This is a genomic window from Aurantimonas sp. A2-1-M11 (genome assembly GCF_036549475.1).
In the GTDB taxonomy this organism is placed as follows: domain Bacteria; phylum Pseudomonadota; class Alphaproteobacteria; order Rhizobiales; family Rhizobiaceae; genus Aurantimonas.
Genome location: NZ_JAZHLI010000035.1, coordinates 12,578 through 35,847, shown reverse-complemented (window position 1 = coordinate 35,847; position 23,270 = coordinate 12,578). Strand labels below are relative to the sequence as shown.

The 23,270-nt window shown below is 67.4% G+C and carries 25 protein-coding genes; 10 read left to right on the top strand and 15 right to left on the bottom strand.

The window, feature by feature from the left end; all coding sequences use genetic code 11:
* Positions 1–92: 92 nt before the first annotated feature.
* From ffh to trmD, 6 genes are all read left to right on the top strand, one after another.
* Positions 93–1,649 (top strand): signal recognition particle protein, encoded by a 1,557-nt coding sequence (ffh, locus tag VQ042_RS15695; protein WP_331820936.1) that lies wholly within the window; start codon positions 93–95, stop codon positions 1,647–1,649.
* Positions 1,650–1,736: 87 nt separating this feature from the next.
* Positions 1,737–2,174, top strand: coding sequence for a 30S ribosomal protein S16 (rpsP, locus tag VQ042_RS15690; RefSeq protein ID WP_331820935.1), 438 nt, complete (start codon positions 1,737–1,739; stop codon positions 2,172–2,174).
* Between the two features lie 126 nt (positions 2,175–2,300).
* Entirely contained in the window at positions 2,301–3,815 is a 1,515-nt protein-coding gene (locus tag VQ042_RS15685; RefSeq protein ID WP_442880098.1) for a sensor domain-containing diguanylate cyclase, read from the top strand.
* Between the two features lie 156 nt (positions 3,816–3,971).
* Complete coding sequence (rimM, locus tag VQ042_RS15680) at positions 3,972–4,550, top strand: ribosome maturation factor RimM (RefSeq protein ID WP_331820934.1); 579 nt, start codon at positions 3,972–3,974, stop codon at positions 4,548–4,550.
* 104 nt (positions 4,551–4,654) lie between these two features.
* Positions 4,655–4,957, top strand: coding sequence for a putative quinol monooxygenase (locus tag VQ042_RS15675; protein WP_331820933.1), 303 nt, complete (start codon positions 4,655–4,657; stop codon positions 4,955–4,957).
* Positions 4,958–4,964: 7 nt separating this feature from the next.
* Complete coding sequence (gene trmD, locus VQ042_RS15670; RefSeq protein WP_331820932.1) at positions 4,965–5,657, top strand: tRNA (guanosine(37)-N1)-methyltransferase TrmD; 693 nt, start codon at positions 4,965–4,967, stop codon at positions 5,655–5,657.
* Between the two features lie 39 nt (positions 5,658–5,696).
* Here the strand turns inward: trmD and sdhA are convergent, their stop codons facing one another.
* The 5 genes from sdhA to leuC form a co-directional block, all read right to left on the bottom strand.
* Positions 5,697–7,550, bottom strand: coding sequence for a succinate dehydrogenase flavoprotein subunit (gene sdhA, locus VQ042_RS15665; protein ID WP_331820931.1), 1,854 nt, complete (start codon positions 7,548–7,550; stop codon positions 5,697–5,699).
* A 2-nt stretch (positions 7,551–7,552) separates the two neighbouring features.
* Entirely contained in the window at positions 7,553–7,933 is a 381-nt protein-coding gene (gene sdhD, locus VQ042_RS15660) for a succinate dehydrogenase, hydrophobic membrane anchor protein (protein WP_331820930.1), read from the bottom strand.
* 11 nt (positions 7,934–7,944) lie between these two features.
* The gene (gene sdhC / locus VQ042_RS15655) at positions 7,945–8,337 is read right to left on the bottom strand and encodes a succinate dehydrogenase, cytochrome b556 subunit (protein ID WP_331820929.1); all 393 of its coding nucleotides are present in this window, start codon (positions 8,335–8,337) and stop codon (positions 7,945–7,947) included.
* A gap of 216 nt (positions 8,338–8,553) precedes the next feature.
* A complete protein-coding gene (locus VQ042_RS15650) occupies positions 8,554–9,033 on the bottom strand; it encodes a GNAT family N-acetyltransferase (protein WP_331820928.1) in 480 nt (159 codons plus the stop codon).
* A gap of 125 nt (positions 9,034–9,158) precedes the next feature.
* Positions 9,159–10,574: a 3-isopropylmalate dehydratase large subunit gene (gene leuC, locus VQ042_RS15645; RefSeq protein ID WP_331820926.1), complete on the bottom strand. Its 1,416-nt coding sequence runs from the start codon at positions 10,572–10,574 to the stop codon at positions 9,159–9,161.
* 383 nt (positions 10,575–10,957) lie between these two features.
* Between leuC and VQ042_RS15640 the strand changes: the two genes are divergently transcribed.
* On the top strand, positions 10,958–11,497 hold the full coding sequence (locus VQ042_RS15640) for a DUF421 domain-containing protein (protein ID WP_331820924.1): 540 nt from the start codon (positions 10,958–10,960) through the stop codon (positions 11,495–11,497).
* A gap of 10 nt (positions 11,498–11,507) precedes the next feature.
* Here the strand turns inward: VQ042_RS15640 and VQ042_RS15635 are convergent, their stop codons facing one another.
* Entirely contained in the window at positions 11,508–12,353 is an 846-nt protein-coding gene (locus VQ042_RS15635) for a transcriptional regulator (protein ID WP_331820923.1), read from the bottom strand.
* Positions 12,354–12,572: 219 nt separating this feature from the next.
* On the opposite strand from VQ042_RS15635, the gene VQ042_RS15630 reads away from it, so the two are divergent.
* On the top strand, positions 12,573–12,821 hold the full coding sequence (locus tag VQ042_RS15630; protein WP_331820921.1) for a DUF2061 domain-containing protein: 249 nt from the start codon (positions 12,573–12,575) through the stop codon (positions 12,819–12,821).
* 98 nt (positions 12,822–12,919) lie between these two features.
* Here the strand turns inward: VQ042_RS15630 and rplS are convergent, their stop codons facing one another.
* A complete protein-coding gene (rplS, locus tag VQ042_RS15625) occupies positions 12,920–13,378 on the bottom strand; it encodes a 50S ribosomal protein L19 (protein WP_331820919.1) in 459 nt (152 codons plus the stop codon).
* A gap of 319 nt (positions 13,379–13,697) precedes the next feature.
* Between rplS and VQ042_RS15620 the strand changes: the two genes are divergently transcribed.
* Both VQ042_RS15620 and VQ042_RS15615 read left to right on the top strand, forming a co-directional pair.
* Positions 13,698–14,453, top strand: coding sequence for a sulfite exporter TauE/SafE family protein (locus VQ042_RS15620; RefSeq protein WP_331820917.1), 756 nt, complete (start codon positions 13,698–13,700; stop codon positions 14,451–14,453).
* Positions 14,454–14,581: 128 nt separating this feature from the next.
* Positions 14,582–15,259 carry a hypothetical protein gene (locus VQ042_RS15615; RefSeq protein ID WP_331820915.1) on the top strand — a complete coding sequence of 226 codons (678 nt, stop codon included), beginning with the start codon at positions 14,582–14,584 and terminating at the stop codon, positions 15,257–15,259.
* Between the two features lie 67 nt (positions 15,260–15,326).
* Here VQ042_RS15615 and kduD read toward each other — a convergent pair whose 3' ends face one another.
* From kduD to uxaC, 8 genes are all read right to left on the bottom strand, one after another.
* Complete coding sequence (gene kduD, locus VQ042_RS15610) at positions 15,327–16,085, bottom strand: 2-dehydro-3-deoxy-D-gluconate 5-dehydrogenase KduD (RefSeq protein ID WP_331820913.1); 759 nt, start codon at positions 16,083–16,085, stop codon at positions 15,327–15,329.
* Complete coding sequence (gene kduI, locus VQ042_RS15605) at positions 16,082–16,906, bottom strand: 5-dehydro-4-deoxy-D-glucuronate isomerase (protein WP_331820911.1); 825 nt, start codon at positions 16,904–16,906, stop codon at positions 16,082–16,084. The genes kduD and kduI overlap by 4 nt, the downstream gene beginning before the upstream one ends.
* An 88-nt stretch (positions 16,907–16,994) precedes the next feature.
* Positions 16,995–17,318 carry a cupin domain-containing protein gene (locus tag VQ042_RS15600; protein WP_331820909.1) on the bottom strand — a complete coding sequence of 108 codons (324 nt, stop codon included), beginning with the start codon at positions 17,316–17,318 and terminating at the stop codon, positions 16,995–16,997.
* Between the two features lie 45 nt (positions 17,319–17,363).
* Positions 17,364–18,842 (bottom strand): mannitol dehydrogenase family protein, encoded by a 1,479-nt coding sequence (locus VQ042_RS15595; protein WP_331820907.1) that lies wholly within the window; start codon positions 18,840–18,842, stop codon positions 17,364–17,366.
* A gap of 5 nt (positions 18,843–18,847) precedes the next feature.
* Entirely contained in the window at positions 18,848–20,128 is a 1,281-nt protein-coding gene (locus VQ042_RS15590) for a TRAP transporter large permease (protein WP_331820905.1), read from the bottom strand.
* 8 nt (positions 20,129–20,136) lie between these two features.
* Positions 20,137–20,652, bottom strand: a complete 516-nt coding sequence (locus VQ042_RS15585) for a TRAP transporter small permease (RefSeq protein WP_331820903.1) — start codon at positions 20,650–20,652, stop codon at positions 20,137–20,139.
* A 132-nt stretch (positions 20,653–20,784) separates the two neighbouring features.
* Positions 20,785–21,774: a TRAP transporter substrate-binding protein gene (locus VQ042_RS15580; protein ID WP_331820901.1), complete on the bottom strand. Its 990-nt coding sequence runs from the start codon at positions 21,772–21,774 to the stop codon at positions 20,785–20,787.
* Between the two features lie 37 nt (positions 21,775–21,811).
* A complete protein-coding gene (gene uxaC / locus VQ042_RS15575) occupies positions 21,812–23,218 on the bottom strand; it encodes a glucuronate isomerase (protein ID WP_331820899.1) in 1,407 nt (468 codons plus the stop codon).
* Positions 23,219–23,270 lie beyond the last annotated feature (52 nt).

The following is a 23,270-nucleotide window of genomic DNA, read 5'->3' as shown; positions in this document are numbered from 1 at the left end:
GACGGGCAGGGATCGGAGCCTCGGGGGTTGCGCGAGCCGATGGAAGCGAACCACCTTCCGGACGTGTTCGGAAGGACGGGAAGGAAGCACGCATGTTCGATTCACTCCAGGACCGCCTCGGGTCCATCCTGAACGGCCTCACCGGCCGCGGCGCCCTGTCCGACAAGGACGTGGCGGCCGCGCTGCGCGAGGTCCGACGGGCGCTGCTGGAGGCCGACGTCGCGCTGGAAGTGGTCCGCGACTTCACCGACCGCGTGCGCGCCAAGGCCGTCGGCGCGGAAATCCTGAAGTCCATCCGGCCCGGCCAGATGGTCGTCAAGATCGTCCATGACGAGCTGGTCGCCACCCTCGGCAGCGATCAGGTCGCGATCGACCTGAATGCCCCTGCGCCGGTCGTCCTGATGATGGTCGGCCTGCAGGGCTCGGGCAAGACGACCACCACCGGCAAGCTTGCCAAGCGCCTGACCGAGCGCCAGCGCAAGAAGGTGCTGATGGCCTCGCTCGACACGCGCCGTCCGGCTGCGCAGGAGCAGTTGCGCGTTCTGGGCGAGCAGACCGGCGTCGCGACGCTGCCGATCATCGCCGGCCAGGGCCCGGTGGAGATCGCCGCCCGTGCCCGGCAGGCGGCCAGGCTTGGCGGCTACGACGTCGTCATTCTCGATACCGCCGGCCGGACCCATATCGACGAGCCGTTGATGGTCGAGATGGCCGACATCAAGCGGGCGACCCAGCCGCACGAGATCCTGCTCGTCGCCGACTCGCTGACCGGTCAGGACGCCGTCAACCTGGCGCGCTCCTTCGACGAGCGTGTCGGCATCACCGGCATTGTCCTCACCCGCGTCGACGGCGACGGCCGCGGCGGTGCGGCGCTCTCCATGCGCGCCGTCACCGGCAAGCCGATCAAGCTGATCGGTACCGGCGAGAAGATGGACGCGCTGGAGGATTTCCATCCCTCGCGCATCGCCGACCGCATCCTCGGCATGGGCGACATCGTCAGCCTCGTCGAGAAGGCCGCCGAGAACATCGACGCGGAAAAGGCCGCGGCGATGGCCAAGAAGATGCAGTCGGGGAAGTTCGACCTGAACGACCTCGCCGAGCAGATCGGCCAGATGCAGAAGATGGGCGGCATGGGCGGCATGATGGGCCTGATGCCCGGCATGGGGAAGATGAAGGACCAGATGTCCGCCGCCGGCCTCGACGACAAGATGCTGAAGCGCCAGCTCGCCATCATCTCCTCGATGACCGCCAAGGAACGGGGCAATCCCGACATCCTCAAGCACAGCCGCAAGAAGCGCATCGCCGCAGGCTCCGGCACCTCGTCCGCCGAGATCAACAAGCTGCTCAAGATGCACCGCCAGATGGCCGACATGATGAAGTCCATGGGCAAGGGCAAGGGCGGCATGATGGGCAAGATGATGGGCGGCCTGGCCGGCAAGATGGGCCTTGGCGGGATGGGGGGCGGCATGCCCGGCGGTATGCCCGACCTGTCGAAGATGGACCCCAAGGAACTGGAAGCCCTGGCCAAGGCCGCGCAAGGCGGCGGCATGCCCGGCCTTCCCAAAGGACTTCCCCCCGGCATCGGCGGACCGGGCGGCATGCCCGGCGGCGGTCTCCCGGGGCTGCCGGGACTGCCGGCAAAGAAGAAGTGACGGCCCTGCGGCCCGACCGACACACCTAACGACGACAACCCCGGATCCGGCGCACAGACGCCGACCTCGAACCCGAAGGACATACCCATGCCCCTGAAGATGCGTCTCGCCCGTGCCGGCTCCAAGAAGCGGCCCTACTACCACGTCGTCGTCGCCGACGCCCGCGCGCCCCGCGACGGCCGCTTCGTCGAGCAGCTCGGTTCGTGGAACCCGATGCTGCCGAAGGACGCCCAGCGCGTCACGCTCAACGAGGAGCGGATCAAGCATTGGCTCTCGGAGGGCGCGCAGCCGACCGACCGCGTCCTGCGCTTCCTGGACCAGGCCGGCATCATGAGCCGCCCGACCCGCGCGAACCCGACCAAGGGCCTCCCGGGCAAGAAGGCGCAGGAGCGCGAGGCCGAGCGCAAGCAGCGCGAGGAAGACGCAGCGACCGCAGCCGCAACCGCTGCAGCCGAGGCGGAAGCCGCCAAGAACGCGCCGGCCGAGGAAGCGCCGGCCGACGAGGCACCTGCTTCCGCCGAGTAAAGCGTCGAGCAAGCTTGGCGCGGCATCATCTCCTTGCTAAACGGCGCCTCAAGGCGCCGTTTACGTAAGGGGCGGCGTCGGGACTTCCCGGATTCAGATCGTCCACCACAAGGGATGCTGCTTTCCATGCCTGATGCCATGATATCCACCACCGGAAAAACCGGTGGTGCAGACCCTGCCGGCTGGACGGAGACCGCGATCTTCGACCTGGCCCCCGTGCCGCTGTGGATCGAGGACTACAGCGGCGTCAATGCGCTGTTCGAGGAATGGCGCGCCGAGGGCGTGATCTGCATCCGCGAATTTCTCGACGCCGATCCCTCGCGTGTCGCTGCGGCCGCCCGCCGGATCCGGCTGATCGATGTGAACCAGTGCACGCTGGCCCTGTTCGAGGCGAAGAGCTTCGAAGACATTTCCGCCAATCTCGACACGGTCTTCTCCGGCGACATGCTGGACAGCCACAAGGAAGAGCTGATCCAGCTCTGGGACGGGCAGACCGAGTTCGAGAGCTACGCCGTCAATTACACGCTCACCGGCAAGCGCCTCGACGTGCAGCTCAAGGCGCGGCTTCTGCCCGGTCACGAGAGCGACTGGAAGCGACTGCTGATCTCCACCGAGGACGTCACCGAGCGCGAGGACAGGCGCCGCGAACTCGCCGTCAGCGAAGCCTTCGCCCGCGGGCTGTTCGAGCATTCGCCGGTCTCGCTCTGGGTCGAGGACTTTTCCGCGGTGAAGGTGCTGATCGACGACGCGCGGCTGCGCGGGATCACCGATTTCCGCACCTTCGTCGACGTGCATCCCGACTTCGTCAGCCGCTGCCTGTCGGAAATCCGGGTGATCGACGTCAACCGGCATACGCTGGAGCTGTTCGGCGCGGACAGCCGCGAGGATCTCCTGAGCCGGCTGGGGGAGGTGTTCCGCGGCGCCATGGAGCAGCATTTCCGCGAGCAGCTCGTCGATCTGTGGCAGGGCAAGCTGTTCCAGCAGCGCGAGGTGGTCAATTACACCCTCGGCGGTGAACCGCTGCACGTCCACATGCAGTTCTCGGTGTTTCCGGGGCGCGAAAGCGACTGGTCGCTGGTGCAGGTGGCGCTGACCGACATCACCGCCCGCAAGAAGGCCGAGGCCTATCTGGAATATCTGGGCAAGCACGACATCCTGACCAAGCTCTACAACCGCTCCTTCTTCGTCGACGAGCTGAACCGGCTGGAGCGCAAGGGGCCGATGCCGGTGACGCTGATCGTCGCCGACCTCAACGGCCTCAAGACCGTCAACGACGTGATGGGCCATGCGGCAGGCGACGCGCTGCTGCGCCGGGCGGGCGAAGTGCTCAACGAGGCGGTGCACGAGCCCTGCCACGTGGCGCGGATCGGCGGCGACGAATTCGTCGTCATGATGCCGGCGAGCAGCAAGGAAGACGGGCTGCAGCTGGCCGAGAGCATTGCCGAGCTGGTCGAGGTCAACAACCAGTTCTACACGGGAGCGGACCTGTCCTTCTCGCTCGGCGTGGCGACCGCCCGTCCCGGCGAACGTCTGGAGGAGACGGTCAAGCGGGCCGATGCCGAGATGTACGAGGCCAAGCGCAAGCATTACGAGGACGAGAACCGTGATCGCCGGCGCGACGGGTCCGGCCTGTCGAGCTGACGCACGCCCCACTCGGGTCGGGGGCAGCGCTGTCGCCAAGGTGGGCAGTGCCGGCTATTCTCGGCCATCCATCGCGTCCTTGAACCAGTGAGTCGTCCTCGATGCAGCAAGCGGTCCCCGGCGCGCAGCGCCGAAGCGTGAACCTTACGATCGCCCATGTCTGATACCGGCAAGCTCGACCATCCGGTTCTTCTCGGCGTCATCGGCGGCGCGCAGGGCATCAAGGGCGAATGCCGGGTGCGCTCTTTCACCGCCGATCCCACCGATCTCGGTGCCTACGGCCCGCTCGTCGACGCCTCCGGCAATCGCTACACGGTCGCCTCGGCGCGCCTTGCCAAGAATGTCGTCGTGGTGCGCTTCAAGGAAGTCGCCGACCGCAACCATGCCGAACGGCTGAACGGCCGCGAGCTGTTCGTCGACCGATCGGTGCTGCCCGATCCCGCCGATTCGGACGAATTCTACCTGCAGGACCTCGTCGGCTACGCCGTGGAGACCACCGCCGGCGAACCGATCGGCACGGTGATCGCCTTCCATGATTTCGGCGCCGGCGACATCGTCGAGATCCGCCCCTCCAAGGGGCAGACAATGATGATCCCCTTCTCCGAGGCGGCGATCCCGGTGATCGACGCGGAACGGCGGCTGATGGCCGTCGAGCCGGGCCCGGCGGGACTTGCGGCGGCCGATGACGAACCGCCCCCGGAGAGCGGCGACGACGCGGGCAGCCCGGAGCGTTAGGCAGTGCCTGTTTCGGTTTACTCGCCCGGTGCGATTGCGTAACCAACTGCCGGTAGGGCACGCCGGCAAGGGGGCCGGACGCCGCTGCAAGGGAGGACACCATCATGATCATCGTTTCCGGCATCCAGCGCCTCGACCCGGCCGATCTCGACCGCGTGCGCGAGGCCGCCCGCGCCGTCATCGCCGAGACCCGCCAGGAACAGGGCTGTCTCGTCTATTCCTTCGCCGAGGACATGGTCGAGCCGGGCCTCCTGCGCGTCTACGAGGAATGGGAGACCCGCGCCGATCTCGAGCGGCACGCCAAGTCGGACCATGTCGCCGCCTGGCGCGCGGCGCTCGCCTCCGTCGAGGTCCTGCACCGCGAGCTGAAGATCATCGAGGCCGGCGCCAGCGAGGCACTCGGCTGAGCGCTTCATGAGCTTTCGCGCCTCCATCCTGACGCTCTATCCGGAGATGTTTCCCGGCCCGCTCGGCGTGTCGCTGGCCGGCCGTGCACTCGAGCGGGGAGACTACTCCCTGGAGACGGTGCAGATCCGCGATTTCGGCGTCGGCCGCCACCGCATGGTCGACGACACGCCGTCGGGCGGCGGCGCGGGAATGGTGATGCGCAGCGACGTCCTGGCCGAGGCGATCGACCATGCAGCGCCGCCGGGCGACACCCGGCCGCGCATCCTGATGAGCCCACGCGGCCGGCCGCTGACCCAGGAACGGGTGCGCGCGCTGGCGTCGGGCGAAGGGGCAGTGATCGTCTGCGGCCGCTTCGAGGGCGTCGACGAGCGGGTGATCGCCGGCCGCGGGCTCGAGGAGATCTCGATCGGCGACTACATCCTGTCGGGCGGCGAGATCGGCGCGCTGGTGCTGCTGGACGCCGTTGTGCGGCTTTTGCCCGGCGTCATGGGGAATGCGGTTTCGGGCGATGCGGAAAGCTTCGAAGGGGGGCTCCTGGAGCATCCCCACTACACGCGGCCGGCCGAATGGGAGGGGCAGACCATCCCCGCGGTGCTGACCTCGGGCGATCATGGCGCGGTGGCGCGCTGGCGCCATGAGCAGGCCGAGCGGATCACCCGCGCGCGGCGTCCCGACCTGCTGCCGGCCAAGCCCGTCTAGCAAGGCACGAGCCGGCGGGCAGGGCCCGCCGGCCGGTCTTCAGTAAACCCGCTTCTTCGGCTCGATATAGTCGATCTGGTTCGACAGCGTGTAGGTGTGCACCGGCCGGTCGTCGAGCATCACGGTCTTGGCGGCCGTGTCGCAGAAGGACAGGGTGTGCTTCATCCAGTTGGCGTCGTCGCGATCGGGGAAATCCTCGCGGGCATGGGCGCCGCGGGACTCGGTGCGGTTGCGCGCCGAATCCATGGTCACCACGGCCTGGGCGATGAGATTGTCGTATTCCAGCGTCTCGATCAGGTCGGTGTTCCAGATCATCGAGCGGTCGGTGACGCGAATGTCGTCGGACGCCGCCCAGACCTCGTGGATCTTGGTGTGGCCTTCGTCGAGGATCTCGCCGGTGCGGAACACGGCGCAGTTCGACTGCATGGTGTTCTGCATGTTGCTGCGCAGCTCTGCGGTCGGCGTCGCGCCGTCGGCGTAGCGGAAGCGGTCGAGCCGGGCGAGGGCGTTGTCACCCGCGCCGGCCGGCAGATCGGGCTGCTCTTCCGATGCGCTGACCGTCTCGGCACAGCGGATGCCCGCAGCACGGCCGAAGACGACGAGATCGATTAGCGAGTTCGAGCCGAGCCGGTTGGCGCCGTGGACCGACACGCAGCCGGCCTCGCCGACGGCCATCAGGCCGGGCACGACCGTGTCGGCATCGCCGTTCTTCTTGGTCAGGACCTCGCCGTGGAAGTTCGTCGGGATGCCGCCCATGTTGTAATGGACCGTCGGCAGCACCGGGATCGGCTCCTTGGTGACGTCGACGCCGGCGAAGATCCGCGCCGATTCCGAGATGCCCGGAAGCCGCTCGTGCAGCACCGCCGGATCGAGATGATCGAGGTGCAGGTGGATGTGGTCCTTGTTCTTGCCGACGCCGCGACCCTCGCGGATCTCCATCGTCATCGAACGCGAGACCACGTCGCGCGAGGCGAGATCCTTGGCCGAGGGGGCGTAGCGCTCCATGAAGCGCTCGCCCTCGGAATTGGTCAGATAGCCGCCTTCGCCGCGCGAGCCCTCGGTGATCAGGCAGCCGGCGCCGTAGATGCCGGTCGGGTGGAACTGCACGAATTCCATGTCCTGCAGGGGCAGGCCGGCGCGCAGCACCATGCCGCCGCCGTCGCCGGTGCAGGTATGGGCCGAGGTGGCGGAGAAATAGGCGCGGCCATAGCCGCCGGTGGCCAGGATCGTCTTCTTGGCGCGGAAGCGGTGCAGGGTGCCGTCATCGAGGCAGAGCGCCACGACGCCGCGGCATACGCCTTCCTCGTCCATGATCAGGTCGATGGCGAAATACTCGATGAAGAACTCGGACGAATGGCGCAGCGACTGGCCATAGAGCGTATGCAGGATGGCGTGGCCGGTCCGGTCGGCGGCGGCGCAGGTGCGCTGCGCGGCGGGGCCTTGGCCGAACTCGGTGGTCATGCCGCCGAAGGGCCGCTGGTAGATCCTGCCGTCCTCGGTGCGCGAGAAGGGCACGCCGAAATGCTCCAACTCGTAGACGGCGGCCGGCGCGTTGCGGACCAGATACTCGATTGCGTCCTGGTCGCCCAGCCAGTCCGACCCCTTGACGGTGTCGTACATGTGCCAGCGCCAGTCGTCCTTGCCCATGTTGCCGAGCGAGGCGGCAACGCCGCCCTGGGCCGCGACGGTATGGGACCGGGTCGGGAAGACCTTGGTGATGCAGGCGGTCTTTAGGCCCGCCTGGGCCGCGCCGAGGGTGGCGCGCAGACCGGCGCCACCGGCGCCGACGACCACGACGTCGAAGGTGTGGTCGGTGAATTCGTAGGCCTTGCCGTTCTGGGACGGCGCGGTGCGGTGCGGCTGGCCGTTTGCGTTGGTGCCATTGATGGCCATGGTCAGACTCCGAAGCTCATCCGGGCGATCGCGAAGAGGCACGCGACGGCGATGGCGATGGCAAAGAAATTGTTGAGGATCAGCAGCGGCAGCTTCGTCGTGCCGTGGATGTAGTCCTCGATGATCACCTGCATGCCGAGACGCATATGGTACGTGAAGGAGATCACGGTGAGTGCGACCAGCAGTCCCACCAGCGGATGGGCGAGGGCCATGCGGACTTCGGCATAGGGCTCGTCGTGCAGGGCGATGAGCAGGATCACGAAGGCGGTGATCAGGACGACGTTGGAAATCGCCGACAGGCGCTGCTGCCAGAAATGGCCCGTGCCTTCCCGTGCGGAGCCGAGGCCGCGGACACGGCGAAGGGGGGTTCTCATATCGGTCATGGATCTATCCCTCAGCCGAAGACCACGAGGCCGATCCACAGGACCAGCGTGAAGACGAGCGAGGCGACCAGCGTGGCCTGTGCCAGCATCGTCGACGTCTCCTTGCCGAGCCCGATGCCGGTGTCCCAGACCAGGTGGCGAATACCGCCGAACATGTGGTGGAGCAGCGCCCAGGTGTAGCCGAACAGGATCAGCCGGCCGATGATCGAGCCGAAGAAGGCCGAGGCGTAGGAGAAGGCCTCCGGTCCGCTCGCGGCGGCGACGAGCCACCAGACGAACAGCAGCGTGCCCACATAGAGCGCCGAGCCGGTGATGCGGTGCAGGATCGACATCGCCATGGTCGGACGGAATCGGTAGATCGAAAGATGCGGCGACAGCGGCCGCGCAGTCTTGAGGTCGGACATGGGTGCCTTCTTGTCCTCGCATTGGCCTGGCGCTGTGCGCGGGGGCCGGGTCGCCCATCCCCTACAGCGATCGGAACGGTTCTAAAAGGCTTATCGCAACTGCGAAAGCAACCCTTTCGGCGCAGGAGCGGCGGGCCCCGCCCGGCTTAATCGATTAGGCGCGGCAAGAGCGCGCGTCCGACGCGCGGCTTTCGTACGCCGGTCCGCCGCGTCGAATCAGCGATCCGACGGGTCACGGTCGCGGAAGCGTATGACATAGCTCGCCCAGTCGGCGGGATCGGCGACCTTCTCGTAGAGACCGCGTCCGGTTCCGGGCGTGCGGGGCGCGTGCAGCACCAGCTTGGACCATCCGCGCCCGTCGGCTTCCTCGGCCAGGACATCGACCATCGCCTTGGCGATGCCTTTGCGGCGATGCTGGTGGTCCACATAGATATGGTCGGCGAGCCCCGAACGCATGCCGGTCCACACGTCCGGCAGGTCGTAGAAGATCACGAAGGCGACGAGGCGGCCGTCGAGCCGCGCGCCCAGCACCTCGGCGGTCCGGTCCTGCAGCAATTGTTCGGCGTAGTAGGTGTCCGGCGCGCCCGGGGGGCCGCGGAACAGCGACTGGTTATAGGCGGAGATCAGCGGCGCGAGGTCGCGCGCATCGCCCAGGCGCAGGCGCCGGATGTCGATATCGGGGGCCGGTATGTCCATGCGGTCTGTGTCGGCTGGAACGCGGCGGGCGTCAAGCCTGCGCGCCGCCGATGGACCCAAGCAAAAAAGGATGGAGCCTTTGCCGGTCCCGCCCCTGATTGCTGCCTTGGCATCGCTTCTGCGCGTCAGCGCCAGTCGCGGATGTCGACGAAGTGACCGGCGATGGCCGCCGCCGCCGCCATGGACGGCGAGACCAGATGGGTGCGGCCCCTGTAGCCTTGGCGACCCTCGAAATTGCGGTTCGAGGTGGAGGCGCAGCGCTCGCCGGCCTCGAGCCGGTCCTCGTTCATGCCCAGGCACATGGAGCAGCCCGCCTCGCGCCATTCGAACCCGGCGTCCTTGAAGATGACGTCCAGCCCCTCTTCCTCGGCCTGCGCCTTCACCAGCCCGGAGCCCGGCACGATCATGCCGGACACGCCCGCGGCGATGCGGCGGCCCTCGACGACCTTGGCGGCAGCGCGCAGATCCTCGATGCGGCCGTTGGTGCAGGAGCCGATGAAGATCTTGTCGACCTTGATGTCGGTCATCTTCGTGCCCGGCGTCAGACCCATATATTCGAGGGCGCGCTCCTTGGACTTGCGCTTGTTCTCGTTCTCGATCTCCGCCGGATCGGGCACGACGCCCTCGATCGAGACCACGTCCTCGGGCGATGAGCCCCAGGAGACGATCGGCGGCAGGTTGGCGGCGTCCAGATGCACGACCTTGTCGTAATGGGCGCCTTCGTCCGAGGTGAGGCTGCGCCAGTAGTCGACCGCCATCGCGAAGGCCTCGCCCTTGGGCGCGCGGGGCCGGCCCTCGATGTAGCGATAGGTGGTCTCGTCCGGCGCGATCAGGCCGGCGCGGGCACCGGCCTCGACCGACATGTTGCAGACCGTCATGCGGCCTTCCATCGACAGGCCGCGGATCGCCTCGCCGGCATATTCGATGACGTGGCCGGTGCCGCCGGCGGTGCCGATCTGGCCGATGATGGCCAGGATGATGTCCTTGGAGGTGACGCCCTCCGGCAGCTGGCCGTCGACCTGCACCAGCATGTTCTTCGCCTTGGACTGGATCAGCGTCTGGGTGGCGAGCACATGCTCGACCTCCGAGGTGCCGATGCCGTGGGCGAGTGCGCCGAAGGCGCCATGGGTCGAGGTGTGGCTGTCGCCGCACACGATGGTCATGCCGGGCAGGGTGAAGCCCTGCTCGGGGCCGATGATGTGGACGATGCCCTGCCGGCGGTCGGCAGCGTCGTAATATTCGATGCCGAAATCGGCAGCATTCCGCGCAAGCGCCTCGACCTGGATGCGGCTTTCCTCGTTCTTGATTCCGTTCACCCGGTCGGCGGTCGTCGGCACGTTGTGGTCGACGACGGCGAGCGTGCGCTCCGGCTGGCGCACCTTGCGATCGGTCAGGCGCAGGCCCTCGAAGGCCTGCGGACTGGTGACCTCGTGCACCAGATGCCGGTCGATATAGAGCAGGCAGGAGCCGTCCGGCTGCTGCGCGACGAGGTGCTCGTCCCAGATCTTGTCGTAGAGGGTGCGGGGTTTGGCCTGGCTCATGGGTCGGTCCTTCTCCGGCGGGCGCAAGGCTCCGGCCGGTTCTCGCAAGGGGAAGATCGGTGGCGTGCGGGCGCTGGGCCCGGCATCCGCTGCTCGCCTACAGGCCGTCGGCCGCGAACAGGCGATAGAAGAAGCGTCCCGGCAGCCGCGCGTGATCGGAGAGCCTGGCGAAGCCCTCGCTGGTCGGCAGGCGTCGACGCGCCTTCATGGTCCGGATCCGATGCATGCGGGTAAAATAGCGATTGCGGGGGCGGGTGACAATCCGGGATGCGCGTGCCCGGTGCCAAAGCGACGGAACATGCGGGCCAGCGGGCGGTTGAAACCTGGCGGGCGCCGGCACGATGCCGCGCGCCGCGCGTGAACCCTTCAGGAGTCGACCCATCATGTTCTTCGACAGCTGGCACGACCTCGTCCGCATCCTGATCGTCGGGGGTTTGGCCTATGTCGGGCTCGTCCTTCTGCTGCGCGTGACCGGCAAGCGCACCCTGTCGAAGATGAACGCCTTCGATCTCGTCGTCACGGTCGCGCTCGGCTCGACGCTGGCCACTGTGCTGCTGAGCAAGGACGTGACGCTGACCGAGGGGCTGCTGGCATTTGTCCTCCTGTGCGGGCTGCAATATGTCGTCGCCACGGCGTCGGTCCATTCGCCGCGCTTTCGCGACCTGATCAAGGCCGAGCCCTCGCTGCTGTTCTATCGCGGGCGCTTCCTGACGCCGGCGCTGCACAAGGAACGGGTGACCGAGGACGAGGTGCTGGCTGCTGTCCGGTCCCAAGGCAAGGCCGAGCTTGGCAGCGTGGAGGCGGTCATCCTGGAGACGGATGGCTCGTTCAGCGTGATTTCGGGCGCGGGCGACTCGCGCGCCGACACGCTGCGCTCGGTCCATGGTTTTGCCGACGCGCGGGATGCCGCCACGACCACCTGATCATTCCGGGTCAGTCCGGCACGGCCAGCCGTTCGATGAAGGCGGGGGTGTGCCGGGCCTCGAATTCGGATTCGCGAATCAGGCCGTCAATGTGCCGGGTCAGTTCCAGTACCTGCCGGCGTTCGCGGAAGGCAAGGTAGAAGCGCCCGACATAGATGATCGCCTGCAGGGGGCCAAACACCGTCACCGGCGCCGAAAACACCTTCTTGCGATCGAAGAGATAGAGCCGGAGCGAGGGATAGAGCTCCTCGGTGAGATGGCGCATCCGCTCCAGCTGTGCGCGACGCTCGGAAGCGGGCAGGCCGCGCCAGTAACCCTCGCCGGCGGCAAAACCCTCCAGCGCGTCGATCGGCATGGCGATCTCGTAGTCCGTGTCGGGCGCCCGCAGATAGGCCAGGCGGTCGCGCATGTCGGCGATTGCCTGGTCCGAGGTGCGGCCGAGGAAGTCGCCATATTCGAAGCGCAGCACGTCTTCCGACTTGAGCATGTCCGGCAGGGTCGCGGGAACGTGGCGGATCTTGTAGCCGCGGGCTTCCTGGTGCCAGCGGAAGATCAGCTCGTCCGAGGGCGCACGGGCGGCCTTCTCGATCCGCATCGACGCCTGCAGCATCTCGGCGGTCCGCTCCGGCCGGTCGGTCAGGCCGAGCAGCCAGTCGGACGAGACGCCGAGGGCATACGCCGATTCGGCAGCGAATTGCGCGTTGGGCAGGCGGCCGTCATCCGACGACAGGATCAGCGAGACGGTGGAGCGGTCCGCCCCGGTGGCGCGGGCGAGGGCGCTCTTGGTCGTGCCGGTCGACGTCATCGCCGTCGTCAGGCGTTCGCGGAAGAGACGAGATCGTTGGCGCTTGTCCATGATTGGTGACGAATATCACGTTCCGCGAATAAAATCCGCAATCGTGACTTCTCCCATGAAAATTCACGGAATTCCCGTGTCCCTGCCGCTGGTCTATGCATGGCGAACACCGGGCGGGCGCGTTCGGCCTGCCATCTGCCGCCTCGCCGCCATCCCAGATCGACCAGAGACCAGAGGCGCCGTTCATCCGGCCCTGGTCCCAGCAGGATTGACGACACCATGGAAACCCGCATGCGCAGCCTGACCAAAGCCACCTCATGGCAGGGGCTGGGGCTCGTGACCATGTCGGCTCTTGGCTATGTCTTCACCGGTTCGCTGACATCGGGCGGCATCCTGGCCGTCTCTTCGGGCATCGTCGGTTTCTGCGTCTATCTCGTCCATGAACGCCTGTGGGCGGGCGTACGCTGGGGCTGGCATCCGGTCGAGGAGCGCCGCCGCGACGACGGCTGGGGCCCCGGCCGCGCCTGACGCGGGAAGGGGCGGTCCCCGGACGGCATCGTCACATTCGACATAAAAAAAGCGGCCCGAAGGCCGCTTTGAATTCTGACGAAACGGGTCGCTGCCGATTACTCGGCGGCGTCCTTGGCAGCCTGCTTCTCGGCCTTCGCACGGTCGCGCTCGGCGACGGCGACCTGGCGAGCTTCGTCGTTCAGCTTGCGCGCACGCACATTGGTCGCCTCGACGATACGGGCCGACTTGCCGCGACGATCGCGCAGGTAATAGAGCTTGGCGCGCCGCACCTTGCCGCGACGCACGACTTCGACGGAATCGAGCATCGGCGAATACATCGGAAAGACGCGCTCGACGCCCTCGCCATAGGAGATCTTGCGGACGGTGAAGTTCTCCTGGATGCCGGCGCCCGAGCGCGCAATGCAGACGCCTTCATAGGCCTGGACGCGCGTGCGCGTGCCTTCCGTCACCTTGACGTTCACCCGCAGCGTATCGCCGGCGGAAAATTCGGGGATGGTACGGATCGCATTGATCCTCTCGGCCTCGGCGGCCTCAAGTTCGGAGATGATGTTCATGGCAAAGCCTCAATCTTAGTTTCATGCCGGATAAGGTTTGTCTCAGCCGACATGGCCGCCGGGACGGTCAAGTTATTCTGAGGAAATCGGTGGTGCCCATACAACGCTTTGCGGCGCTTGTCACTACCGGTGTACCAGGAAACGGCCAGAATCCGCACCGGGTCCGGCGAAAGCCGCGTGCCGGCGGCACCAGTCTTGTCGCCTCCCGGGGATCGTGCGAAGCCGTTCCCAGCGCGCGCCCGCATCCGTGCGCGTCCTTCCGCTCCAGGCCGCCGTCCGCCCAGCCGGCGAATGTCCGGCTTCTCCAGGATCTCTCCGCATGTCCGTTCTTGTCATCGCCCTCCTGTTCGTCGCGGGCTTCGTCTCCGGCGCCATCAATGCCGTGGCCGGCGGCGGCACCTTCATCTCCTTCGGCGCGCTGACCCTGATCGGCGTGCCCTCGATCGTGGCCAACGCCACCTCGTCCATCGCCCAGCTTCCCGGCTACGTCACCTCGACACTCGCCTATCGCAAGGACTACGCTAGGATGTGGCGCGGCGTCCTCGTGCTGGCGCTGGTCTCGGCCGTCGGCTCGCTCGGCGGCGCGCTGTTCCTGCTCTATCTGAACAACGACCAGTTCTCGGCCGTCGTGCCCTGGCTGCTGCTCGGCGCAACGGCGCTGTTCGCCGCCGGTCCGTGGCTGAAGCCCAAGCCCAGGCACCAGGACGACGCGGCGCGGGGGCGCAATCTCTCCAGCCCGATCGTACAGTTCTTCACCTCGATCTATGGCGGCTTCTTCGGCGCGGGCATGGGCATCATGATGCTGGCGACGCTCGGCCTGACCGAGGGCGGCGACTATCACCGGCTGAACGCCATCAAGAACCTCCTGGCCAACGTCATCGCGATCACCGCCATCATCGTCTTCGTCTCCGGCGGCGTCGTCGACTGGCCCGGCGCGCTGGCCATGGTGCCGGGCGTGGCGCTGGGCGGCTATGCCGGCGTCTGGGCGGCCAAGCGGGTCCCGCAGGTCGCGGTGCGGCTGTTCGTCATCGCCATCGGCCTGGTGCTGGCCGGCTATTATTTCTGGATCGGCTGAGGCGGCGCACAGGGCGAGGCCAATCCGCCACTCCTGACAGATCGGGTTGAGACCCTAGATGGCCTGACGGGACACCGCGGAACGGGCTGAGGAAACGGCCGGACCGACACAGATTTGCGGAGGAATTCATGACCAGAACGAAACGCGTCGCCCTTGCGGGCATCGCACTGCTCGCGCTGGGGGCGGCTCCGGCCCTTGCCCAGTCCCAGGACGGTGCTGCCTCGGGAAGCGAATCGCGGCCGGCGGCGGAAGCGGCTCAGGGGGCCCCGACGCCCACCGAGCCGGCCGCAACGGAGACGCCGGAAACGCCCGCCGCGGCGGGTGGTGAGGCCAGCGATGCCACAGCCTCGGGCGGACCGGCCGGTTCGACTGTCACGGACGAGGAGGCGTCCGAGGATGCCCCGGAGCAGCCCCGCAACGCCGTCGGCGACAAGTTCGAGCTGCCGCGGGTTTCGGAGGGCAACCAGGTGGAGATGATCGCAGGGCTGTGCGGCGTGCAGATGAAGCAGATGAGCCCGGCCGCCTGTACCTGCCTCGGCGAGGCGGCGATGGAGGAATTGTCGCCGCCGCAGCGCGACTATCTGATCGCCAGCGTCGTGGCGCCGCCGGTGGCCGAGCGCATGATGGGCGACGGACGCGTCGGCGAACCGGACCAGAAGATCATCTTCGCCTTCCTGGAGGCGACGTCGGTCTCCTGCGCGGCCGAGACCGCCGCCTCGGGCACCGACGGCGCGCCGTCTGAAGCCACCCCGGACGGCGAAGCCATGCCGGACGGCGAGGCGACGGAGACGACGCCGGCGAACTGACCGAACCCGCGTCATGGGCTATCGGAAGGGCGGTGCCATCGGCGCCGCCCTTTTTCGTGGGTGGGCGTCAGCGGACCAGCCAGCCGCCATCGACGGGGAGGACCGCGCCGTGGACGTAGCGCGCGGCATCGGAGGCCAGGAACACTGCCGCGCCGCCGATGTCCGAGGCCTCGCCCCAGCGGCCCGCGGGAATGCGCCCCAGGATCGCGGCGGAGCGGTCCGGGTCCTTGCGCAGCGCCTCGGTGTTGTTGCTGACGATGTAGCCGGGCGCGATGGCGTTGACGTTGACGTTGCGGGCGGCCCAATCGCAGGCGAGCAGCCGGGTCAGGCCGCAGATGCCGTGCTTGGAAGCCGTGTAGCTGGCCACCCGGATGCCGCCCTGGAAGGACAGCACCGAGGCGATGTTGACGATCGCCGCTTGGCGCTTCTCGGCCATCGCCGCCTTGCCGAAGGCCTGGGACAGGAAGAAGGCCGTCTTCAGATTGAGGTCGAGCACGTCGTCCCAGTCGGCTTCGGTGAAATCGACGGCATCGGCCCGCCGGATGATGCCGGCATTGTTGACGAGGATGTCGAAGGGGCCGTCCTTCGCGGACGCCGCCTCGAACAGCGCCACGGCGGCGCCTGTGTCGGAGAGGTCGGCAAGATGTTCGCTGGCGGTGCCACCGGCCGCTTCGATCATCGCGCGCGTCTCGGTCATGGCGGAGCGCCCGGCGCAGGCGACCGCCGCGCCGGCCCCGGCGAGGGCTACGGCAATGCCCTGGCCGATGCCGGTATTGGCGCCGGTGACGAAGGCGCGCTTGCCGGTGAGGTCGAAGGGCGTGGTCATCGCAGATCCCCCATCGCCACCATGTCCACGTCCTTGTAGTCGACATTGTCGCCGGCCATGGCCCAGATGAAGGTGTAGGACGCCGTGCCCGCGCCGCTGTGGATCGACCAGGGCGGCGACAGGATCGCCTGCTCGTTCTTCACCACCAGGTGGCGGGTCTCGGACGGCTCGCCCATCATGTGGAACACCCGCGCATCCTCGGGCAGGTCGAAATAGAGATAGGCCTCGGAGCGGCGGTCGTGGACATGGGCCGGCATGGTGTTCCAGACCGAACCCTCGTGCAGCGTGGTCATGCCCGCCACGAGCTGGCAGCTCTCCATGACGTCGGGATGGACGAACTGGAAGATCGAGCGGTCGTTGGACGTGGCGGCCGCGCCGAGATCGACGCGCTTGGCGGTATCCATGGTGACCAGCCGCGTGTCGAACCGGCGATGCGCCGGCGCGCTGAGGATGTAGAAGCGCGACGTGGCGCCGGAAAAGGTCACCGGGCCGTCGCCGAGCCCGACATAGAGCATGTCGCGGTGGCCGAGTTCGTGGCTGCGGCTGCCGGTGCGCACGGTTCCGGCGTCGCCGATATTGACGATCACCGCCTCGCGGCGGTCGAGGAAGCCCGGCGTGCCGGTCTCCTTCGCGCTGTCGAGGACGAGGTCGCCACGGGATGGCACCGCGCCGCCGACGATCATCCGGTCGTAATGGCTGTAGACCAGGTTGATCTCGCCGGGCACGAAGGGCTGTTCGATCAGGAATTCGGCGCGCAGCTGGGAGGTGTCGAAGCCGCGGGCATGGCGCGGATCGATCGCCTGTCGTGTCTCGATCTTCATGGTGGTCTCCGTTCTGGACATGGCTCCGCCGCCGCGCCCGCCGCGAGGGCAGGCGCAGTCCGGGCCGTTGCCTTTGATGTTAGCCGGCTTAGAGGAAGTCCTCGCGGGCCGGGGTGAAGATGTCGATGAGCGTTCCGCCGGTCGCCGATTCGCAGGAATGCACGGCCTCGGAGGGGACGAGCAGGCTGTCGCCGGCGGTCACCCGGCGGGTCTTGCCCGCAATCGTGAAATCGAAGATGCCCTGCCTGACATAGGTTGCCTGCAGATGCGGGTGCGAATGGGCGGCGCCGCAGCCGCCCGGCTGGAACTCGACCTCCACGACCATCATTTCGGGCGAATGGGTCAGGATCCGGCGCCGGGTGCTGGCGTCGACAATGGTCCATTCGCCCGGCGCTTCAACGATCGTGCTCATCAGTCAGCTCTCCTTGCCCGTGCCGCGTGTCGCACGCACGGCGCTCTAATGGGTCGCATGGGCGTAGTCCGCCACGGTCCTTGCGGCCCCGCGCGTCAGCAGCGAGGCAAGGGCAGCGGTCACCGCGCGGTTGAAGCCCGGATGGTCACGCAGATCGTGGCCGAAGACGTCGCCGATGCCGAGATAGGCCTTGGCGAGGCGCTCGGGATCGCGGCCGGCGGCATCGCCGATCGCTCGCAGCCGGTCGGCCAGCGGGTCATTCACGTCGATGGGGGCGCCCGCCTCGTCGGTGCCGGTGACATAGCGCATCCAGGCCGCGACGCCGAGCGCCAGGCGCTCGAACGGCGCACCCGCAGCGATACGATCGCGGACCGTGCCGAGCAGGCGCTGGGGCAGCTTCTGCGAGCCGTCCATGGCGATCTGCCAGGTGCGGTGCTGGAGCGCCGGATTGTGGAACCGCGCAACCAGGGCTTCCCGGTAGCCGCCGAGATCGGTGCCGGGCATGTGCAGCGTCGGCATCACTTCCTCGCTCATCAGGCCGCGCACCAGCGTCTCGTAGGCCGGGTCCGACATCGTCTGGGATACGGTCTGGTAGCCGGCGAGATAGCCGAGATAGGCGAGCGTCGAATGGGCGCCGTTGAGCATGCGCAGCTTCATGCGCTCGTGCCCCTCCACGTCGGAGACCATCTCGGCGCCCACGGCGGCGAAATCTGGCCGGCCGGTCGGGAAGCGATCCTCGATCACCCACTGGCCGAAGGGCTCGCTGACCACCGGCCAGGCATCCTCGACGCCGAGCGCCTGGGTGATCTCCGCAATGTCGCTGTCGCCGGTCGCCGGCACGATGCGGTCCACCATGGTGCCGGCAAAGGCGACGTCGCCTTCGACGAAGCGGGCGAGGGCGCCGTCGAGCAGGGCGGCATATTGCGAGACGATCCGCTGCGTGGTCGCGCCATTGGACGGGAGATTGTCGCAAGGCATCACGGTGAAGGGCACGATGTTGGCGTCGCGCCGGCGCCGCAGCGCCTCGGCGATGAGCCCGGGGGCCGAGGTCGGCGCGCGCGGGGCGGCGAGGTCGGCCTTGATGTCGGGATGGGCGGGATTGAGATCGCCGGTCGCCGGGTCGTGGCAATAGCCCTTCTCGGTGACGGTGAGCGAGACGATGCGCACGGCCGGATCGCACATCTGCGCCAGAAGCGACTCGGGGTCCCGCGGGGCGACGTGGATCGTCTTCAGCGAGCCGATGACCCGCAGCTGCGCGCCCTCGCAGGAGCGAAAGGCGACGGTGTAGAGATTGTCCTGGGGCGCCAGCGCGTCGCGCATGTCGGGCCGGCGCAGCGACGCGCCGGCGATCGCCCATTGCGAATCGGTGGCCAGGATCTCGTCGAGATAGACGGCCTGGTGGGCGCGGTGGAAGGCGCCCACCCCCAGATGCACGATGCCGGTGGTGGTCCGGCGCGGATCGTAGGCCGGCCGGCGGACGGCATCGGGCAGGGTGGGCAGGGTGGCGAGGGACAGTCTTTGCATCGGGCTCACTTGAACAGCGACGGCAGCCAGAGGGACACCGCCGGGACGTAGGTGACGAGGCCGAGCACGATCAGCGCGGCGCCGTAGAACGGCCAGATGGTGCGCATCGCCTGCCAGACCGAAATCCGGCCGATGGCACAGCCGACGAAGAGCACCGCCCCGACCGGCGGGGTACAAAGGCCGATGCCCAGATTGAGCACCATGATCACGCCGAACTGCACCGGGTCGACGCCATAGGCCGTCACCACGGGCAGGAAGATCGGCGTGGTGATGATGATCAGCGGCGACATGTCCATGAAGGTGCCGAGGCCGAGGAGCATGAAGTTGACCATCAGGAGGATCACGAACGGATTGTCCGAGACGCTCTTCATGAAGGCGACGAGTTCGGCCGGAACGCGCAGATAGGCGAGCAGCCAGCCGAAGGCGGCGGCCGCCCCGATGATCAGCAGCACCATCGCCGTGGTGCGCACCGCGCCGAGGGTGGCCTCGACGAACGACGCGAAGGTCAGGGTGCGGTAGCAGACGATGGTGGCGACCACCGCATAGACCACGGCGACGCAGGAGCTCTCGGTCGCGGTGAAGATGCCGGAGCGCACGCCGCCGAAGATGATGCCGATCAGCAGGAGTCCGGGAATGGCGGTCAGGAACAGGATGCCGACGGCGTGAAATCCCGGGAAGGTCTCGGTCGGATAACCCTGCCGGATGGCGACGCGCCAGGCGACGAACATCAGCGCCGCCGCGAGCAGCAGGCCCGGGACGATACCCGCCGTGAACAGGTCGGCGATGGAGATCGAGCCGCCGGCGGAGATCGAGTAGATGATCATGTTGTGGGACGGCGGCATCAGCAGCGCGATGATCGACGAGACGACGGTGATATTGACCGCGTAGTCGGTGCTGTAGCCGCGCTTTTCCATCTGCGGGACCATCAGGCCGCCGATCGCCGAGGCGTCGGCGACCGCCGAGCCGGAGACCCCGCCGAACAGGGTGGAGGCCGCGACATTGACCTGGCCGAGGCCGCCGCGGGCATGGCCGACGAGCGAGCCGGCGAAGGCCACCAGCCGCGAGGCGATGCCGCCGCGCACCATCAGGTCGCCGGCATAGATGAAGAAGGGAATGGCCAGCAAGGCATAGACGCTGAGGCCGGAATTCAGCCGCTGGAAGACGATCAGCGGCGGGATGCCCATGTACATCACCGTCGCCAGCGACGCGATGCCGAGGCAGAAGGCGATCGGCGTGCCGATCAGGAGAAGGAAGACGAAGCTTCCGAAGAGGATGACGAGGTCCATGGCCGGGTTCAGTCCGTAATCGCGAAGGCGTTGGCATTCTCGAGCCCGCAATAGCGGCGCAGGATGCGGTTGGCCGTGAACAGGATGGAAAGGACGGCGCCGACGATCAGCGGCATGAAGGTGGTGCCGCCGGGAATGCCGAGGGTCGGGATCGTGGTGTTCCAGGTGCCGGCCATCAGCTGCGTGCCATAGACCATCATCGCCAGCGAGAAGCCGAGGATGGCCAGGTCGGAGATGGTGCGCAGCAGCTTCTTGCCGCGGTCGGGCACGACGTAAACGAGGACGTCGAAGCCGAGATGGTAGCCCTCGTGGATGCCGACGCAGGCGCCCAGGAAGATGAACCAGCCCATCAGCTGCACGGAGGTGGACTCGGTCCAGCTGGGGCTGTCGTTCAGCACGTAGCGGGCGAAGACCTGCCAGAAGATGATCAGGGTCATGGAGACGAGACCGATGCCCGCGCCCCAGAGCGCGGTCCGCGCCAGCCGGCGCACGAACGGTTCGATCGTCAGGAGAAAGTGACGCATGGAGCGGGATCAGCCTGCGACGGAAAGGGGCCGGTGCGACCCGGCATGGCGCTTCCCCGCTACCGTGCCGGCGGGACGCAGCGAAGGCATTCCACGGCACCGGCGGCGTTGCGCCGCCGGTGCCGTGGAATGCTACTCGGTCGCCTGGATGCGGGCGACGAGGTCCTGCAGCTTCTCGTTGGTCACGTATTTCTCGTAGACCGGCTTCATCGCGTCGATGAAGGGCTGCTTGTCGATGTCCTTGACGACCTCGACACCGGCCTCGCGGACCAGCTTCTCGGATTCCGCCTCGCGCGCGGCCCAGAGTTCGCGCATCTTGGCGACGCTTTCCTTGGCGGCGGTGCGGACGATCTCCTGGTCCTCGGCCGAGAGCTTGTCCCAGCTCTGCTTGGACATGACGAGGACTTCCGGCACGATCAGGTGCTCGTCGAGCGTGTAGTGCTTGGCGACCTCGAAGTGCTTGGAGGATTCGAAGCTCGGCCAGTTGTTCTCGGCGCCTTCGATGACGCCGGTCTGGATCGAGGAATAGACCTCGCCATAGGGCATCGGAGTGGCGTTGCCGCCGAGCGCGTTGACCATGTCCACGAAGATGTCGGACTGCATGACCCGGAACTTCAGGCCCTTGAGGTCGTCGATCGACTTGATCGGCTTCTCGCTGTTGTAGAAGGAGCGGGCGCCGCCGTCGTAATAGGCGAGGCCCACCAGGCCGTGGGGCTCGAAGGCGGCGAGGATCTCGTCGCCGATCGGGCCGTCCATCACCTTGTGCATGTGGTCGATGGACCGGAAGATGTAGGGTAGCGAGACGACCTGGGTCTCCTCGACGATGTTGTTGAAGGGGCCCATGGAGACGCGGTTCAGGTCGATGACGCCGAACTGGGTCTGCTCGATCGTGTCCTTCTCCTCGCCGAGCTGCGCCGAGTGATAGACCTCGATGCCGATCCGGCCGTCGGTGCGTTCCTTGATCAGCTCGCCCATGTACTTGACCGCCTCGACGGTCGGGTAGCCGTCGGGATGGGTGTCCGACGAGCGCAGCATGATCTCCTGCGCCGAGACGGCCGTGGCCGCCCCCGCCAGCATCGTCGCCAGTGCGATAGATGTCGTCAGCTTCCTGAATATGCTCATGTCTGCTTCCTCCCAGAAATGGCGGCTCGGCCGCCGGTCAGAGCCTGTAGGCCTCCTTGGCCAGGCGATAGGCAAGATCGTGGGCGACCTCGAACGCTTCGTCCTCCGCGAGGCGTCCGGTCACCACAAGATCGGCGAGATAGGCGCAGTCCACCCGCCGCGCGACGTCGTGCCGGGCGGGGATCGAGCAGAAGGCGCGGGTGTCGTCGTTGAAACCGACCGTGTTGTAGAAGCCGGCGGTCTCGGTGACCTGCTCGCGGAACCGCTTCATGCCCTCCGGTGCATCGAAAAACCACCAGGGCGGCCCAAGCTTGAGGCACGGATAGACGCCGGCCAGCGGCGCCAGTTCGCGCGAATAGACGGTCTCGTCGAGCGTGAAGAGGATGACCGTCAGGCCGGGCGCCAGCCCGACCGCGTCGAGCAGGGGCTTGAGCGCCGCGACGTAATTGGTCGGCTGCGGGATGTCGAAGCCCTTGTCGCGGCCGAAGCCGGCGGCAATGGCGTCCGAATGGCTGCGCCAGGAGCCGGCATGGATCTGCATGACCATGCCGTCCTCGATCGACAGCCTGGCCATTTCGGTCAGCATCTGCGCCCGGAACAATTCGCGGTCGGCCGGGGCGGCCGTGCCCTGCCGGATCTTCGCAAACAGCGCCTCGATCTCGGCGCGCGGCAGGTCGGCGGTGCGCGCCGTCGGATGGCCGTGGTCGGTCGCGGTGGCGCCGAACTCCCGGAAATAGGCGCGGCGGGCGCGGTGGGCGTCGAGATAGCCGGAGAAGCTGGCGACGTCGCAGCCGGTGATCTCGCCGAGCCGCACGAGATTGTCGGTAAAGCCGGGGAAGTCGGGGTCGATGACGGCGTCGGGCCGGTAGGTGGTGATCACCCGGCCGTTCCAGCCGCTGTCGCGGATCGTGCGGTGATGGGCCAGATCGTCCAGCGCGCTTTCGGTGGTGGCGATGGCCTCGATGTTGAAGCGCTCGAACAGCGCCCGCGGCCGATAGGCCTCCTGCGACAGGCGTTCGGAGATGCGGTCGTAATAGAAGTCGGCGGTGTCGGCGGAAAGCCGCCGGTCGATGTCGAACAGGGTCTGGAACGAATGGTCGAGCCACAGCCGGGTCGGGGTGCCGCGGAACAGGTGATAATGGCTGGCGAAGCGCTGCCAGATGGCCCGGCCGTCGGTCTGGCTGGCAACACCCTTCGCGTCGGGCACGCCGAGCTCTTCCAGCCCGATCCCCTGCGAGACCAGCATGCGGAAGATGTAATGGTCGGGCGTCACGAAAAGTTGGGCCGGATCGGGAAAGGGCTGGTTCTCGGCGTACCAGCGCGGATCGGTATGGCCGTGCGGACTGATGATCGGCAGGTCGGCGACCGTCTCGTAGATTGCGCGAGCGATGTCGCGCACTCTCGGCGTCGCCGGAAACAGCCGATCCTCGTCCAGTAACGCCATTCGTTCCTCACCCACGAATTTCATTGCTTGTGATCAAACTGGTATCCTAGTA

Coding starts and splice junctions, on each gene's coding strand:
- VQ042_RS15590 (WP_331820905.1), bottom strand. CDS start 20,128: ATGGACCTCGTCATCCTCTTCGGAAGCTTCGTCTTCCTTCTCCTGATC.
- VQ042_RS15620 (WP_331820917.1), top strand. CDS start 13,698: ATGTCCGTTCTTGTCATCGCCCTCCTGTTCGTCGCGGGCTTCGTCTCC.
- VQ042_RS15585 (WP_331820903.1), bottom strand. CDS start 20,652: ATGCGTCACTTTCTCCTGACGATCGAACCGTTCGTGCGCCGGCTGGCG.
- VQ042_RS15600 (WP_331820909.1), bottom strand. CDS start 17,318: ATGAGCACGATCGTTGAAGCGCCGGGCGAATGGACCATTGTCGACGCC.
- sdhA (WP_331820931.1), bottom strand. CDS start 7,550: ATGGCCATCAATGGCACCAACGCAAACGGCCAGCCGCACCGCACCGCG.
- VQ042_RS15635 (WP_331820923.1), bottom strand. CDS start 12,353: ATGGACAAGCGCCAACGATCTCGTCTCTTCCGCGAACGCCTGACGACG.
- kduD (WP_331820913.1), bottom strand. CDS start 16,085: ATGACCACGCCCTTCGACCTCACCGGCAAGCGCGCCTTCGTCACCGGC.
- VQ042_RS15650 (WP_331820928.1), bottom strand. CDS start 9,033: ATGGACATACCGGCCCCCGATATCGACATCCGGCGCCTGCGCCTGGGC.
- uxaC (WP_331820899.1), bottom strand. CDS start 23,218: ATGGCGTTACTGGACGAGGATCGGCTGTTTCCGGCGACGCCGAGAGTG.
- VQ042_RS15630 (WP_331820921.1), top strand. CDS start 12,573: ATGGAAACCCGCATGCGCAGCCTGACCAAAGCCACCTCATGGCAGGGG.
- rimM (WP_331820934.1), top strand. CDS start 3,972: ATGTCTGATACCGGCAAGCTCGACCATCCGGTTCTTCTCGGCGTCATC.
- rpsP (WP_331820935.1), top strand. CDS start 1,737: ATGCCCCTGAAGATGCGTCTCGCCCGTGCCGGCTCCAAGAAGCGGCCC.
- trmD (WP_331820932.1), top strand. CDS start 4,965: ATGAGCTTTCGCGCCTCCATCCTGACGCTCTATCCGGAGATGTTTCCC.
- VQ042_RS15675 (WP_331820933.1), top strand. CDS start 4,655: ATGATCATCGTTTCCGGCATCCAGCGCCTCGACCCGGCCGATCTCGAC.
- sdhC (WP_331820929.1), bottom strand. CDS start 8,337: ATGTCCGACCTCAAGACTGCGCGGCCGCTGTCGCCGCATCTTTCGATC.
- VQ042_RS15580 (WP_331820901.1), bottom strand. CDS start 21,774: ATGAGCATATTCAGGAAGCTGACGACATCTATCGCACTGGCGACGATG.
- rplS (WP_331820919.1), bottom strand. CDS start 13,378: ATGAACATCATCTCCGAACTTGAGGCCGCCGAGGCCGAGAGGATCAAT.
- VQ042_RS15685 (WP_442880098.1), top strand. CDS start 2,301: ATGCCTGATGCCATGATATCCACCACCGGAAAAACCGGTGGTGCAGAC.
- leuC (WP_331820926.1), bottom strand. CDS start 10,574: ATGAGCCAGGCCAAACCCCGCACCCTCTACGACAAGATCTGGGACGAG.
- VQ042_RS15595 (WP_331820907.1), bottom strand. CDS start 18,842: ATGCAAAGACTGTCCCTCGCCACCCTGCCCACCCTGCCCGATGCCGTC.
- VQ042_RS15640 (WP_331820924.1), top strand. CDS start 10,958: ATGTTCTTCGACAGCTGGCACGACCTCGTCCGCATCCTGATCGTCGGG.
- ffh (WP_331820936.1), top strand. CDS start 93: ATGTTCGATTCACTCCAGGACCGCCTCGGGTCCATCCTGAACGGCCTC.
- VQ042_RS15615 (WP_331820915.1), top strand. CDS start 14,582: ATGACCAGAACGAAACGCGTCGCCCTTGCGGGCATCGCACTGCTCGCG.
- sdhD (WP_331820930.1), bottom strand. CDS start 7,933: ATGACCGATATGAGAACCCCCCTTCGCCGTGTCCGCGGCCTCGGCTCC.
- kduI (WP_331820911.1), bottom strand. CDS start 16,906: ATGAAGATCGAGACACGACAGGCGATCGATCCGCGCCATGCCCGCGGC.